Annotated in this window: 10 protein-coding genes and 1 pseudogene; 4 read left to right on the top strand and 7 right to left on the bottom strand. The window is 49.8% G+C overall.

Annotated elements, in window-relative coordinates; all coding sequences use genetic code 11:
• Positions 1-120: 120 nt before the first annotated feature.
• Together rstB and tus are read left to right on the top strand one after the other, a co-directional pair.
• Positions 121-1,422: a two-component system sensor histidine kinase RstB gene (rstB, locus tag ACUU1I_RS15515; protein ID WP_000732490.1), complete on the top strand. Its 1,302-nt coding sequence runs from the start codon at positions 121-123 to the stop codon at positions 1,420-1,422.
• A gap of 75 nt (positions 1,423-1,497) precedes the next feature.
• Positions 1,498-2,427, top strand: coding sequence for a DNA replication terminus site-binding protein (gene tus / locus ACUU1I_RS15510; protein WP_000135186.1), 930 nt, complete (start codon positions 1,498-1,500; stop codon positions 2,425-2,427).
• Here tus and fumC read toward each other — a convergent pair.
• Complete coding sequence (fumC, locus tag ACUU1I_RS15505) at positions 2,424-3,827, bottom strand: class II fumarate hydratase (RefSeq protein ID WP_001099067.1); 1,404 nt, start codon at positions 3,825-3,827, stop codon at positions 2,424-2,426. The genes tus and fumC overlap by 4 nt on opposite strands.
• 142 nt (positions 3,828-3,969) lie before the next feature.
• On the bottom strand, positions 3,970-5,616 hold the full coding sequence (gene fumB, locus ACUU1I_RS15500; RefSeq protein ID WP_000066660.1) for a class I fumarate hydratase: 1,647 nt from the start codon (positions 5,614-5,616) through the stop codon (positions 3,970-3,972).
• 198 nt (positions 5,617-5,814) lie between these two features.
• On the opposite strand from fumB, the gene manA reads away from it, so the two are divergent.
• Together manA and ACUU1I_RS15490 are read left to right on the top strand one after the other, a co-directional pair.
• Positions 5,815-6,990: a mannose-6-phosphate isomerase gene (gene manA / locus ACUU1I_RS15495; protein ID WP_001170670.1), complete on the top strand. Its 1,176-nt coding sequence runs from the start codon at positions 5,815-5,817 to the stop codon at positions 6,988-6,990.
• Positions 6,991-7,090: 100 nt separating this feature from the next.
• The gene (locus ACUU1I_RS15490; RefSeq protein ID WP_001043364.1) at positions 7,091-8,599 is read left to right on the top strand and encodes a YdgA family protein; all 1,509 of its coding nucleotides are present in this window, start codon (positions 7,091-7,093) and stop codon (positions 8,597-8,599) included.
• A gap of 225 nt (positions 8,600-8,824) precedes the next feature.
• On the opposite strand, the gene uidC is transcribed toward ACUU1I_RS15490, so the two are convergent.
• The 5 genes and pseudogenes from uidC to ACUU1I_RS15465 form a co-directional block, all read right to left on the bottom strand.
• Complete coding sequence (uidC, locus tag ACUU1I_RS15485) at positions 8,825-10,090, bottom strand: glucuronide uptake porin UidC (protein ID WP_152030601.1); 1,266 nt, start codon at positions 10,088-10,090, stop codon at positions 8,825-8,827.
• A gap of 38 nt (positions 10,091-10,128) precedes the next feature.
• A pseudogene (gene uidB / locus ACUU1I_RS15480) lies at positions 10,129-11,502 on the bottom strand (glucuronide transporter).
• Positions 11,499-13,310, bottom strand: coding sequence for a beta-glucuronidase (uidA, locus tag ACUU1I_RS15475; RefSeq protein ID WP_000945928.1), 1,812 nt, complete (start codon positions 13,308-13,310; stop codon positions 11,499-11,501). The pseudogene uidB and the gene uidA overlap by 4 nt, the downstream one beginning before the upstream one ends.
• Before the next feature lie 387 nt (positions 13,311-13,697).
• Positions 13,698-14,288 carry a DNA-binding transcriptional regulator UidR gene (gene uidR / locus ACUU1I_RS15470; protein WP_000969092.1) on the bottom strand — a complete coding sequence of 197 codons (591 nt, stop codon included), beginning with the start codon at positions 14,286-14,288 and terminating at the stop codon, positions 13,698-13,700.
• A gap of 228 nt (positions 14,289-14,516) precedes the next feature.
• Positions 14,517-14,691, bottom strand: a 175-nt coding sequence (locus tag ACUU1I_RS15465) for an SDR family oxidoreductase (RefSeq protein ID WP_078130772.1), incomplete at its 5' end; no start/stop codon positions are given.

Below are 14,691 nucleotides of genomic sequence, written 5' to 3'. Positions count from 1 at the left end.
CGGGGATACATCCGTCTGTTCCGGACATTATCTTCCAAACAAGGTCTTATCCAGTTGGCGGTTTACATTGCTCCACAGTCGTGAATTAATACGAATAGTATTCTGTTGAGGGCGATGCCAATGAAAAAATTGTTTATCCAGTTTTACCTGTTATTGTTTGTCTGCTTCCTTGTGATGTCTCTGCTGGTTGGGCTGGTGTACAAATTTACCGCCGAACGCGCGGGCAAACAGTCGCTGGATGATTTGATGAACAGTTCGCTGTATCTGATGCGCAGCGAATTGCGAGAGATCCCCCCACACGACTGGGGTAAGACGCTGAAAGAGATGGATTTAAATCTCTCTTTCGATCTGCGTGTCGAGCCACTGAGTAAATACCATCTTGATGATATTTCCATGCACCGACTGCGTGGCGGCGAAATTGTCGCCCTGGACGATCAGTACACGTTTTTGCAGCGTATCCCGCGCAGCCACTACGTGCTGGCAGTTGGTCCTGTTCCTTATCTTTATTACCTCCATCAAATGCGATTGCTGGATATCGCCCTGATCGCTTTTATTGCTATTTCCCTCGCCTTTCCGGTGTTTATCTGGATGCGTCCGCACTGGCAGGATATGTTAAAACTGGAAGCAGCGGCGCAACGATTTGGCGATGGGCATCTCAATGAACGTATCCACTTTGATGAGGGTTCGAGCTTTGAACGACTTGGTATCGCATTTAACCAGATGGCGGACAATATCAACGCCTTAATTGCCAGCAAAAAACAGCTTATTGACGGTATCGCTCACGAACTGCGAACACCGTTAGTGCGCCTGCGTTATCGACTGGAGATGAGCGATAACCTGAGCGCCGCCGAATCCCAGGCGTTGAATCGTGATATCAGTCAACTTGAAGCTTTAATTGAAGAGCTGCTGACTTATGCCCGACTCGATCGCCCACAAAACGAGCTTCATCTTAGCGAACCAGACCTGCCGTTGTGGCTGTCAACGCATCTGGCAGATATTCAGGCAGTAACGCCCGATAAAACGGTACGGATAAAAACGCTCATGCAAGGCCATTATGCGGCGTTGGATATGCGCTTAATGGAGCGCGTGCTGGATAATTTGCTCAATAACGCCCTGCGCTACTGCCATTCAACGGTTGAAACCAGCCTGCTACTGTCGGGGAATAGAGCGACATTAATTGTTGAGGATGATGGCCCAGGGATTGCCCCAGAAAACCGCGAACATATCTTTGAACCTTTTGTTCGCCTCGATCCCAGCCGGGATCGCTCAACCGGCGGCTGCGGGCTGGGGCTGGCAATTGTCCACTCTATAGCACTGGCAATGGGCGGTACGGTTAATTGTGACATCAGCGAACTGGGTGGTGCTCGCTTCTCGTTTAGCTGGCCGTTATGGCATAACATCCCGCAATTTACCTCTGCCTGACACTACGCGCACGATGGTCAAGTCACAACGACTGTGCTATAAAATAAGTATGTTGTAACTAAAGTGGTTAATATTATGGCGCGTTACGATCTCGTAGACCGACTCAACACTACCTTTCGCCAGATGGAACAAGAGCTGGCTACATTTGCCGCTCATCTTGAGCAACACAAGCTATTGGTTGCCCGCGTGTTCTCTTTGCCGGAGGTAAAAAAAGAGGATGAGCATAATCCGCTTAATCGTATTGAGGTAAAACAACATCTCGGCAACGACGCGCAGTCGCTGGCGTTGCGTCATTTCCGCCATTTATTTATTCAACAACAGTCCGAAAATCGCAGCAGCAAGGCCGCTGTCCGTCTGCCTGGCGTGTTGTGTTACCAGGTCGATAACCTTTCGCAAGCAGCGTTGGTCAGTCATATTCAGCACATCAATAAACTCAAGACCACGTTCGAGCATATCGTCACGGTTGAATCAGAACTCCCCACCGCGGCACGTTTTGAATGGGTGCATCGTCATTTGCCGGGGCTGATCACCCTTAATGCTTACCGCACGCTCACCGTTCTGCACGACCCCGCCACTTTACGCTTTGGTTGGGCTAATAAACATATCATTAAGAATTTGCATCGTGATGAAGTCCTGGCACAGCTGGAAAAAAGCCTGAAATCACCACGTAGTGTCGCACCGTGGACGCGCGAGGAGTGGCAAAGAAAACTGGAGCGAGAGTATCAGGATATCGCTGCCCTGCCACAGAACGCGAAGTTAAAAATCAAACGTCCAGTGAAGGTGCAGCCGATTGCCCGCGTCTGGTACAAAGGAGATCAAAAACAAGTCCAACACGCCTGCCCTACACCACTGATTGCACTGATTAATCGGGATAATGGCGCGGGCGTGCCGGACGTTGGTGAGTTGTTAAATTACGATGCCGACAATGTGCAGCACCGTTATAAACCTCAAGCGCAGCCGCTTCGTTTGATCATTCCACGGCTGCACCTGTATGTTGCAGATTAACGCCCGGCTTTTATACTGCCGACCATCTGTTCTGGCCGTACCCAGCTGTCAAACTCGGCTTCGCTAAGATACCCCAGCGCAAGGGCCGCAGCTTTTAAGGTCAGCCCTTCTTTATGCGCTTTTTTGGCGATCTCCGCGGCTTTGTCATAACCAATGTGGGTGTTAAGCGCAGTCACCAGCATCAGCGATTCATTGAGTAATTGATTGATTCGCTCACGATTCGGTTCAATACCCACTGCGCAGTGTTTGTTAAAACTTTCCATGCCATCTGCCAGCAAGCGCACCGATTGCAGGAAATTATGGATCACCATCGGACGGAAGACGTTCAGTTCAAAGTTACCGGAAGCGCCACCCATGTTGATCGCCACGTCGTTCCCCATTACCTGACAGCAGAGCATGGTTAATGCTTCACACTGGGTTGGGTTCACTTTCCCCGGCATGATTGAGCTGCCCGGCTCATTTTCCGGGATTGAGATTTCACCAATTCCGCAGCGCGGGCCAGAGGCCAGCCAGCGGACATCATTGGCGATTTTCATCAGTGACGCAGCCAACCCTTTCAACGCGCCGTGCGCCTGAACCAGGGCATCACAGGTCGCAAGCGCTTCAAATTTGTTCGGCGCGGTAACAAACGGTGCACAGGTAATGACTGCCAGTTCATCTGCTACGCGCCGCGCATACTCCGGATGGGTATTTAGTCCAGTACCCACCGCTGTACCGCCAAGAGCCAGTTCCGCTACGTGAGGCAGGCTGTATTCGATATGTTTGAGATTATGCTCGAGCATCGCTACCCAGCCGGAAATCTCCTGCCCTAGTGTTAGCGGCGTGGCGTCCTGCAAGTGGGTTCGACCGATTTTGACGATATCGGCAAATGCACGCGATTTTTCACTCAGCGTCTGTGTCAGGGTTTTAAGCTGCGGAATGAGTTGCTTGCGCAGTGCCAGCAGCGCCGCAACGTGCATCGCCGTCGGAAAGACATCGTTGGAACTTTGGCTTTTGTTCACGTCGTCGTTAGGGTGAACTTTACGTTCCATCCCGCGCACACCGCCGAGTAATTCACTGGCCCGGTTAGCCAGCACTTCGTTCATGTTCATGTTACTTTGCGTGCCGGAGCCGGTCTGCCAGATAGCCAGCGGGAATTCGTCGTCATGCTGTCCTGCCAGTACTTCATCCGCCGCCTGCCGAATGGCGCTCGCTTTCTCTTCAGACAACAAGTCTAAATCTTCATTAACTTTTGCCGCTGCGCGCTTGGTTAGCGCCAGCGCATGAATCAGTGAGGTGGGCATTTTCTCCGTCGAAATGCGGAAATGCTCCAGCGAGCGTTGAGTTTGTGCGCCCCACAGCTTATCTGCCGGGACATCAATCGCCCCCATCGAATCTTTTTCGCTGCGTACTGTATTCATGGCCTGCTCCTCACCTGATTAATTTTTTCTTTCTGTTTTGCTTTCGTTAAGCAACTTTTAGCTCACTCATTATTTACTATTTGATAACAAATGTTTGGTCTTTCGTGCCATGTAAAAAAACCGCCCCGAAGGGCGGCTCTGTTTATTTCACACAGCGAGTGCACTGTGTGAGTTGTATCTGCTGGAAGAAGTCATTTCCTTTATCATCCACAAGGATAAACGCCGGGAAATCTTCCACTTCAATTTTCCAGATGGCTTCCATTCCCAGTTCCGGATATTCAACACATTCCAGGCTCTTAATACTTCCCTGCGCCAATACAGCGGCCGGACCACCGATACTGCCAAGGTAGAAGCCGCCGTGTTTTTTACAGGCATCCGTCACCTGCTGGCTGCGGTTGCCTTTCGCCAGCATGATCATACTTCCGCCCTGCGCTTGCAGTTGATCGACATAAGAATCCATCCGTCCGGCGGTCGTTGGGCCAAGAGAACCGGAGGCATAACCTTCCGGCGTTTTGGCCGGACCCGCGTAGTAAATCGGATGATCTTTAATGTATTGCGGCAGCCCTTCACCGTTATCCATCCGCTCTTTCAGTTTGGCGTGAGCAATATCACGACCAACGATAATCGTGCCGTTAAGCGATAAGCGTGTAGAAACGGGATACTGCGACAACTGTGCGAGGATCTCTTTCATCGGACGGTTAAGGTCAACGCGCACCGCTTCGCCTTCTCCCGCTTTACGCAGCTCTTCAGGGATATATTTACCTGGATTATGTTCCAGTTTTTCGATCCAGATCCCCTGACGGTTGATCTTCGCTTTGATATTACGGTCAGCAGAGCAGGAAACACCCATACCAACCGGACAGGATGCGCCGTGACGTGGCAGGCGAATCACGCGGATGTCGTGAGCGAAGTATTTACCACCAAACTGCGCACCCAGACCGAGATTTTGCGCTTCGATCAGTAATTCTTTTTCCAGTTCCACATCGCGGAACGCCTGACCGTGCTCATTCCCTTCCGTTGGCAGTTCATCATAGTATTTCGCGGAAGCCAGTTTCACCGTTTTAAGGTTCGTTTCTGCAGAAGTTCCACCAATAACGAACGCAATATGATACGGAGGACAGGCCGCGGTACCCAGCGTGCGCATCTTCTCAACCAGGTAATTTTTCAGTTTCCCCGGCGTCAGTAACGCTTTGGTTTCCTGATAGAGATACGTCTTGTTTGCCGAACCACCACCTTTTGCGATACAGAGGAATTTGTATTCGTCGCCATCAACGGCATAAAGATCGATCTGCGCTGGCAGATTGGTGCCGGTATTCACTTCTTTATACATATCCAGCGGCGCGTTTTGCGAGTAGCGCAGATTATCTTCGATATAAGTGTTATAGACACCGCGCGCCAGCGCCGCTTCATCACCACCACCGGTCCATACACGCTGCCCTTTTTTACCAACAATAATCGCGGTGCCGGTATCCTGACAGGTTGGCAGAACGCCTTTCGCCGCGATGTCGGAGTTACGCAGGAATTGCAGCGCCACATATTTATCATTTTCGCTGGCCTCCGGGTCACGCAGAATGTCGGCCACCTGTTGTTGGTGAGCCGGACGCAGCATAAACGACGCATCATGAAACGCCTGACGCGCCAACAGAGTTAACGCTTCGGGTGCGACTTTCAAAATCTCCTGCCCTTCAAATTCAGATACGCTAACGTGTTCACTGGTTAGCAGGTAATACTCAGTATCATCTTTTTTGAGTGGAAAAGGAGACTGATAATGAAAGGGTTTGTTTGACATTGTTCTCTCACTTACTGCCTGGTTTGGTTATGCTCTGGGCGGGTGTTCCGTTGCCCTGTTAAAAGCGAGTAACAATATCCTACACAGTTTTTTAACAAAAACTGAGACTAGTACGACTTTTTGCGGCTCCAGGTTACTTCCCGTAGGATTCTTGCTTTAATAGCGGGATTAATTTCCACATTAAAACAGGGATTGATCATGCAAAAACTCATTAACTCAGTGCAAAACTATGCCTGGGGTAGCAAAACGGCGTTGACTGAACTTTATGGTATGGAAAATCCGTCCAGCCAGCCGATGGCCGAGCTGTGGATGGGCGCACATCCGAAAAGCAGTTCACGAGTGCAGAATGCCGCCGGAGATATCGTTTCACTGCGTGATGTGATTGAGAGTGATAAATCGACTCTGCTCGGAGAGGCCGTTGCCAAACGCTTTGGCGAACTGCCTTTCCTGTTCAAAGTATTATGCGCAGCACAGCCACTCTCCATTCAGGTTCATCCAAACAAACACAATTCTGAAATCGGTTTTGCCAAAGAAAATGCCGCAGGTATCCCGATGGATGCCGCCGAGCGTAACTATAAAGATCCTAACCACAAGCCGGAGCTGGTTTTTGCGCTGACGCCTTTCCTTGCGATGAACGCGTTTCGTGAATTTTCCGAGATTGTCTCCCTACTCCAGCCGGTCGCCGGTGCACATCCGGCGATTGCTCACTTTTTACAACAGCCACATGCCGAACGTTTAAGCGAACTGTTCGCCAACCTGTTGAATATGCAGGGTGAAGAAAAATCCCGCGCGCTGGCGATTTTAAAATCGGCGCTCGACAGTCAGCAGGGTGAACCGTGGCAAACGATTCGTTTAATTTCTGAATTTTACCCGGAAGACAGCGGCCTGTTCTCCCCGCTGTTACTGAATGTGGTGAAATTGAATCCTGGCGAAGCGATGTTCCTGTTCGCTGAAACACCGCACGCTTACCTGCAAGGCGTGGCGCTGGAAGTGATGGCGAACTCCGATAACGTGCTGCGTGCAGGTCTGACGCCTAAATACATTGATATTCCGGAACTGGTTGCCAATGTGAAATTCGAAGCCAAACCGGCTAACCAGTTGTTGACCCAGCCGGTGAAACAAGGTGCAGAACTGGGCTTCCCGATTCCTGTGGATGATTTTGCCTTCTCGCTGCATGACCTTAGGGATAAAGAAACCACCATCAGCCAGCAGAGTGCCGCCATTTTGTTCTGCGTCGAAGGCGATGCAACGTTGTGGAAAGGTTCTCAGCAGTTACAGCTTAAACCGGGTGAATCAGCGTTTATTGCCGCCAACAAATCACCGGTGACTGTCAAAGGCCACGGCCGTTTAGCGCGTGTTTACAACAAGCTGTAAGAGCTTACTGAAAAAATTAACATCTCTTGCTAAGCTTATTAAAGGCTTATAACACCTTCAGGCGGCCAGTCCGCCTGATTTCATTTTATGGATAATCATTATGAATAAATCGCTGGTAGCGGTAGGCGTCATTGTTGCGCTAGGCGTAGTCTGGACAGGCGGCGCATGGTATACAGGCAAGAAGATTGAAACCCATCTCGAAGACATGGTCGCGCAGGCGAACGCGCAACTCAAACTGACAGCTCCTGAATCCAACCTGGAAGTGAGTTATCAAAACTATCATCGCGGCGTATTCAGCAGCCAGTTGCAACTGTTGGTGAAACCCATTGCTGGGAAAGAAAATCCGTGGATTAAAAGCGGTCAGAGCGTCATCTTCAACGAATCGGTTGATCATGGTCCCTTCCCGCTTGCCCAGCTTAAAAAACTGAACCTGATCCCGTCGATGGCATCAATTCAAACCACGCTGGTTAATAACGAAGTAAGCAAACCACTGTTTGATATGGCAAAAGGTGAAACGCCTTTTGAGATTAACTCGCGCATTGGTTACAGCGGTGATTCCAGTTCCGATATTTCGCTCAATCCACTGAATTACGAGCAAAAGGATGAAAAAGTCGCCTTTAGCGGCGGCGAGTTCCAGTTAAATGCTGACAGAGACGGCAAAGCCATCTCCCTTTCCGGGGAGGCGCAAAGTGGTCGGATAGACGCAGTTAACGAATACAACCAGAAAGTGCAGTTGACCTTTAATAATCTGAAAACCGACGGTTCCAGCACGCTGGGAAGTTTTGGTGAGCGCGTAGGAAACCAAAAACTGTCACTGGAAAAAATGACCATTTCAGTGGAAGGCAAAGAACTGGCACTGCTGGAAGGCATGGAGATCAGCGGTAAATCGGATCTGGTCAATGACGGTAAAACGATCAATAGCCAACTGGATTACTCGCTAAACAGCCTGAAGGTACAGAATCAGGATCTGGGCAGCGGCAAGCTGACTTTAAAAGTCGGCCAGATTGATGGTGAAGCCTGGCATCAGTTTAGCCAGCAATATAACGCGCAAACTCAGGCGCTGCTGGCACAGCCAGAAATTGCCAACAATCCCGAACTTTATCAGGAGAAAGTGACGGAAGCCTTCTTTAGCGCCCTGCCGCTGATGTTGAAAGGCGATCCGGTGATTACTATCGCGCCGCTAAGCTGGAAAAACAGTCAGGGTGAAAGTGCGCTGAATCTGTCGCTGTTCCTGAAAGATCCGGCAACGACTAAAGAAGCGCCGCAAACGCTGGCGCAGGAAGTAGATCGTTCGGTTAAATCTCTGGATGCGAAACTGACCATTCCGGTGGATATGGCAACTGAGTTGATGACTCAGGTAGCGAAGCTGGAAGGTTATCAGGAAGATCAAGCGAAAAAACTGGCGAAACAGCAAGTTGAAGGTGCATCAGCAATGGGGCAGATGTTCCGTCTGACCACCTTGCAGGACAATACCATCACCACCAGCCTGCAATATGCTAACGGTCAGATAACGTTAAATGGGCAGAAAATGTCGTTAGAAGATTTTGTTGGCATGTTTGCGATGCCAGCTCTTAACGTTCCGGCTGTACCGGCAATTCCGCAGCAGTAATTCACGGCCAAAACGCCGGAGAATTTTCACTCCGGCGTTTTCATCTGAAAACAAACCAGAGATTGCCTGATGCGCTACGCTTATCAGGCCTACCTTTTCCTGCAACACTTTGAATTTATGAGTTTTTGTAGGCTGGATAAGGCGTTTACGCCGCATCCGGCATAAAAAACGCGCACTTTGTCAACAATCTGAAACGCCGGAGGTTTTTCTCTCCGGCGTTATTTCTTACTTCAGCATAAAGTCATACTGAATACTCATTTTCACATCCCAGTAATTCAGGCGATCGCCCAGCGTACTGCCATCGCGCTTTTCCCGCCCTTTATCGGCAGCAAGAAAGAAATTCATCCCTTGTAACGGCCCTTCGCTGACCCGATAGTTCATACCACCTAAGATACCCGCGCCTTCAATCCGCACATCTCGTTTACTGGATTCATAGCCGCGAGTCACAATCGGTGCAAATGTCAGCGTAAATTGCGGAGTTACACGGTAGTTGACACCTAATTGCCAGGACTGCATTCCTTCACGGTTACGATCAAGACTTAATGAAAAGGGATAGCCAATGTCGGTATCCACCACGGCACCATTCATTGCATGGCGCAAATAACCACCACTGCCAAATACGCTTCCCCACGGCGCATTCCAGGTCAATTGTCCACTAACCAACGCCGTTTCATTGGGCTGGCTGGTATTACGACTTAAACCTTCGAGCTGCGCGTAAAAGCCGAGCAACTCCCCTTTCAACGTATAATTCGGGTCGAGCGGTATGCTTTTCTCGAGAATACTTTGTATCTGATTGGAAACATCTTTCTGTACCGATGCCCCCAGAGAATAGCGACTGGTATCATCATGCCAACTGGCGGCTAAAAAAGAACGTGCGCGATGTTTATCGTATTTTCCCGTCTGGCTGTTATACACCCCTTCATCACGAATACCGGTTGTTGAATCAGTCCATAAAAATACTCGTGAACGCCACATTCCCCACAGATCAATATTTGGTGTTAAAGCCCAATAACCTAATGCTCCTTCAGAAACTGTCGGTAATGTACGTTGCGAACTGCCAGCCATTAACGGAATACGATAAGGTAAGCTACCATAACTATAATCCGTCCCGAAGCGACCTAATTTAAGCAGGCTATTTTCACTGGGTTTTATTTTTACTGCCCCCAGGGCAAAGCCAAAACTTTTATCACCATCAAGATACCACCGGATACTCATATCAGCACGAGCACCTAATTTATAAACATAATACGCTCCGCCTTCAACGCCAATAATATTGGAATAATAACCACTATTGAAATCGAGCAATCCTCCCTGTACCCATGCGTAAATATCTCTTCCCGCGCCAGCACTGGGCTTATCAGCCCTGCGCAATTCGTTTTTCAGTCTGATGCGTAGTCCCGCTTCATCGTCAGCCAGTTGCGCCACGTAAGCAGAGGTAAGGCCAGAGGCAGCCGTCAGGCAAATAACGGCCATGGCCACTATTTTTCTCATAGTTGCACCTTTGATGTTCTGATTATTTTTATTGAATATTAATTAGTGATATCGCTGATTAATTGCTGCTGCACTTTTTTACGATTATCAATTTCAACCACGATTTCTTTGAATTTTTTATCCGTGAGCGGATAAAACCAGATAATAACGAATGCCAGTAGCATAAATCCGCAAGGTACTAAGGCAATTGATGTGCGGATGCCCATAATAACTTCCGGCGTTTACACCTGATTGGCGATATATCCGCTTAATCCCAAAATAAAGGCAGGAATTGAACCTCCGATTGCCTGACCGCATTTACGGGTAAATGAGAATAGTGAATAGGTGAGCCCTTCAATTCGCACGCCGGTCAGGTATTCACCGTATTCTACGGTATCAGCTTCCAGTGCCCACATCACAGTCATAGTAACGCCCTGACCAATTGAAGCGATGGCCAACGCAACCAACGCCACCGGCAGTGACCAGACGGAAACCCAGAAGAATAGCAGATAACCGCAGGTTCCCAGCAAAGCGCCAATCAGGAAGGTATTCTTTTTACCGATCCTCGCGACCATCCCCGGCACAAGCGGTGCCGATGCCACAGTACCAACCAGGTTTTGCACCAGTACCAGCACAGTGAACAGCCCGGTATCATTTAACACATAGCGCACGTAGAACAACGACGAGGCGCTGACCGCGAAGGTCGAAATCAGCACACACAGCGCACCGATGCACAACATAAACAGCGGGCGATTCCGTTTCAGGGTTTGCAAACTGATCTTCAATGACGGCTGCGCCACGATACGTACCACATTTTCACGCGTCGATTTGAAGCAGATGAAGTAAAGCACCATTCCGGCAATCGCCAGCACAATCGTCCAGAAATGGTATACCGACACCATCTCTTCCGGGCTGGAGTTCTTAATGCTCGGTCCTATCAGAAATGCCAGGCATACAAAGGTCAATGAAGCGGCAATCCCACGAGCCGCGCCCAGACGGGCGCGAGATTGTGGTTGTTGGGTCATCGCGGTAGCAAGTGAACCATAAGGAATATTCACCAGGCTGTAGCAAAGCCCGAGGCCCATGTAGGTCAAATATGCATACACCACTTTGCTACCATGGCTCCAGTCGGTCGGTACCCAGAATACCAGCACGCTGAAGATCATTAACGGCGCAGTACCGAAGAGTAAAAACGGGCGGAATTTTCCCCAGCGGGTATTCACACTGTCCACCACTCGTCCGGCAAAGACGTCGGCGAAGGCATCAAATACCCGCACCAGTAACAGCATGGTGCCTGCCGCAGCGGCACCGACGCCAGCGACGTCGGTGTAGTAACTCAATAGGAAGAGCGCCCCCATTGCGAAGGCGAAGTTATTGGCGACGTCACCGAGGCTGTAGCCGACGATGGTGCGCCAGGAGAGTTGTTGATTCATTGTTTGCCTCCCTGCTGCGGTTTTTCACCGAAGTTCATGCCAGTCCAGCGTTTTTGCAGCAGAAAAGCCGCCGACTTCGGTTTGCGGTCGCGAGTGAAGATCCCTTTCTTGTTACCGCCAACGCGCAATATGCCTTGCGAGGTCGCAAAATCGGCGAAATTCCATACCTGTTCACCGACGACGGCGCTGACGCGATCAAAGACGCGGTGATACATATCCAGCCATGCACACTGATACTCTTCACTCCACATGTCGGTGTACATTGAGTGCAGGCCGGCTAACGTATCCACGCCGTATTCGGTGATGATAATCGGCTGATGCAGTTTCTCCTGCCAGGCCAGCAGTTCTTTTTCCAGTACCTTCTCTGCCGTTTCCAAATCGCCGCTTTGGACATACCAACCGTAATAACGGTTCAGGCACAGCACATCAAAGAGATCGCTGATGGTATCGGTGTGAGCGTCGCAGAACATTACATTGACGCAGGTGATCGGACGCGTCGGGTCGAGTTTACGCGTTGCTTCCGCCAGTGGCGCGAAATATTCCCGTGCACCTTGCGGACGGGTATCCGGTTCGTTGGCAATACTCCACATCACCACGCTTGGGTGGTTTTTGTCACGCGCTATCAGCTCTTTAATCGCCTGTAAGTGCGCCTGCTGAGTTTCCCCGTTGACAGCCTCTTCGCTGTACAGTTCTTTCGGCTTGTTGCCCGCTTCGAAACCAATGCCTAAAGAGAGGTTAAAGCCGACAGCTGCAGTTTCATCAATCACCACGATGCCATGTTCATCTGCCCAGTCGAGCATCTCTTCAGCGTAAGGGTAATGCGAGGTACGGTAGGAGTTGGCCCCAATCCAGTCCATTAATGCGTGATCGTGCACCATCAGCACGTTATCGAATCCTTTGCCTCGCAAATCCGCATCTTCATGACGACCAAAGCCAGTAAAGTAGAACGGTTTGTGGTTAATCAGGAACTGTTCGCCCTTCACTGCCACTGACCGGATGCCGACGCGCAGCAGGTAGATATCACACTCTGTCTGGCTTTTGGCTGTGACGCACAGTTCATAGAGATAACCTTCACCCGGTTGCCAGAGGTGCGGATTCACCACTTGCAAAGTCCCGCTGGTGCCTTGTCCAGTTGCAACCACCTGTTGATCCGCATCACGCAGTTCAACGCTGATATCACCATTGGCCACCACCTGCCAGTCAACAGACGCGTGGTTACAGTCTTGCGCGACATGCGTCACCACGGTGATATCGTCCACCCAGGTGTTCGGCGTGGTGTAGAGCATTACGCTGCGATGGATCCCGGCATAGTTAAAGAAACCATGGAAGTAAGACTGCTTTTTCTTGCCGTTTTCGTCGGTAATCACCATTCCCGGCGGGATAGTCTGCCAGTTCAGTTCGTTGTTCACACAAACGGTGATACGTACACTTTTCCCGGCAATAACATACGGCGTGACATCGGCTTCAAATGGCGTATAGCCGCCCTGATGCTCCATCACTTCCTGATTATTGACCCACACTTTGCCGTAATGAGTGACCGCATCGAAACGCAGCACGATACGCTGGCCTGCCCAACCTTTCGGTATAAAGACTTCGCGCTGATACCAGACGTTGCCCACATAATTACGAATATCTGCATCGGCGAACTGATCGTTAAAACTGCCTGGCACTGCAATTGCCCGGCTTTCTTGTAACGCGCTTTCCCACCAACGCTGATCAATTCCACAGTTTTCGCGATCCAGACTGAATGCCCACAGGCCGTCGAGTTTTTTGATTTCACGGGTTGGGGTTTCTACAGGACGTAACATAAGGGACTCCTCATTAAGATAAAAATACTGGTCAACCTTTAATCTGATTAGTTAACCAATTCTGTGTTGCACACAGTTATCTGTGAGAAACCCATGGAAGAGAAATGGAAATAAAAAGAACTGACACCGCGATCAAAAAACCAAAAACTGCAATACCCACAGCGTGATATGGATCGCATTAATCTTTAAAACAGCGTTGACAGAAGCCATAAAACAAGCAATCGAGCGTTCGTTCGAGAGTATTGGGAACGATAAACTCTCATGACATATGGCTACGGTGAATATTTTGGGGGGGAATTCTCCGAACACGGGGAGGATAATTTTTGCACAGAGAAATTACGATATGAAACGCGGGCACAGTTATCACCAGCCCGCGAAATGAGAGGATCAGGATGCGGTTAATATACCGCCAATCATCGCGCGTAATCCCTGAGCAAACGACGCTTCACGCGCCAGGTCTTCCGCTTCGATATCGGCCAGTACACCGTAGGTCAGATCCAGCAGTAAACGTGAAGTCATTGCCGTGTTGATGTCTGGGCTTATCTCGCCTTTTTGCTGGGCATCACGCATCCGCTGGGCAACAAATTCAGTGATCGTCATATGCTTATTTTTAAGCATGGCGGCGACCTGTGGGTTACGCATCCCTTCCGCCATAATTTCGACCACCAGCGCCCGTTGCCCAAAGGCTTCATGGGTGAGAGAGACAATAGACTCGACCATATAGTCAACAAAATGAATCCCTTCAATCGGTTCCCGGAAACGAGCCAGCGCCCTCTCCTGGTCCTGTAAGATAATCGCCTGAATCAAGGCTTCTTTGGAGATGAAATGGTGATAGAGCGTCCCAGGACTAATGGCGCAAGATTTACAGATGGCTTTCATCGAGGCACTGTGAAATCCATTTTCTGAAAAAATCTCTCTGGCAGCATTGAGGATCCGGGTCCGTGTCGGTTGTGCTTCAGTCTGCATGTTATCCATCATTAAACCATTATAGTTAGCGTGAATAACTAGTTTACCGCGTTGTCAGGTGAGCGCCTATCATTGCTGTTGAATAGTGCGAAGGTACACTCTATTCGTATACTTTTCACCCAGCAATTGGTTAACCAATTGCCGTGATTTGGCTGCCAGTTGTTTAGCAGAGACGTTGATGAATTGCACACGCTATCCCGGTAAACAACACATACGACCGTTTACCGGTTCGTTAGTGTATTAATTGAGCTCCTGTACCCCACCACCGGAGACGGTGAGAATTTGTCCGCTTACCCAGCTGGCTGCAGGCGAGCAAAGGAACAGCGCCGCGTTAGCAATATCTTGCGGTTGGCCCAGACGTCTGATCGGCGTGTGCTGTAACATTTTTTGTTCAATTTCTGGGTAATGACTCCAG

This window comes from Shigella sp. SIG3, assembly GCF_053555855.1.
The sequence above is the reverse complement of the archived record's forward strand: the minus strand, read 5'-3'. Positions and strand labels throughout refer to the sequence as shown.

Bases quoted from the DNA above. Each gene is read 5' to 3' on its own strand.
- uidR (WP_000969092.1), bottom strand. From the start codon at position 14,288: ATGATGGATAACATGCAGACTGAAGCACAACCGACACGGACCCGGATC.
- tus (WP_000135186.1), top strand. From the start codon at position 1,498: ATGGCGCGTTACGATCTCGTAGACCGACTCAACACTACCTTTCGCCAG.
- manA (WP_001170670.1), top strand. From the start codon at position 5,815: ATGCAAAAACTCATTAACTCAGTGCAAAACTATGCCTGGGGTAGCAAA.
- uidA (WP_000945928.1), bottom strand. From the start codon at position 13,310: ATGTTACGTCCTGTAGAAACCCCAACCCGTGAAATCAAAAAACTCGAC.
- fumC (WP_001099067.1), bottom strand. From the start codon at position 3,827: ATGAATACAGTACGCAGCGAAAAAGATTCGATGGGGGCGATTGATGTC.
- ACUU1I_RS15490 (WP_001043364.1), top strand. From the start codon at position 7,091: ATGAATAAATCGCTGGTAGCGGTAGGCGTCATTGTTGCGCTAGGCGTA.
- fumB (WP_000066660.1), bottom strand. From the start codon at position 5,616: ATGTCAAACAAACCCTTTCATTATCAGTCTCCTTTTCCACTCAAAAAA.
- uidC (WP_152030601.1), bottom strand. From the start codon at position 10,090: ATGAGAAAAATAGTGGCCATGGCCGTTATTTGCCTGACGGCTGCCTCT.
- rstB (WP_000732490.1), top strand. From the start codon at position 121: ATGAAAAAATTGTTTATCCAGTTTTACCTGTTATTGTTTGTCTGCTTC.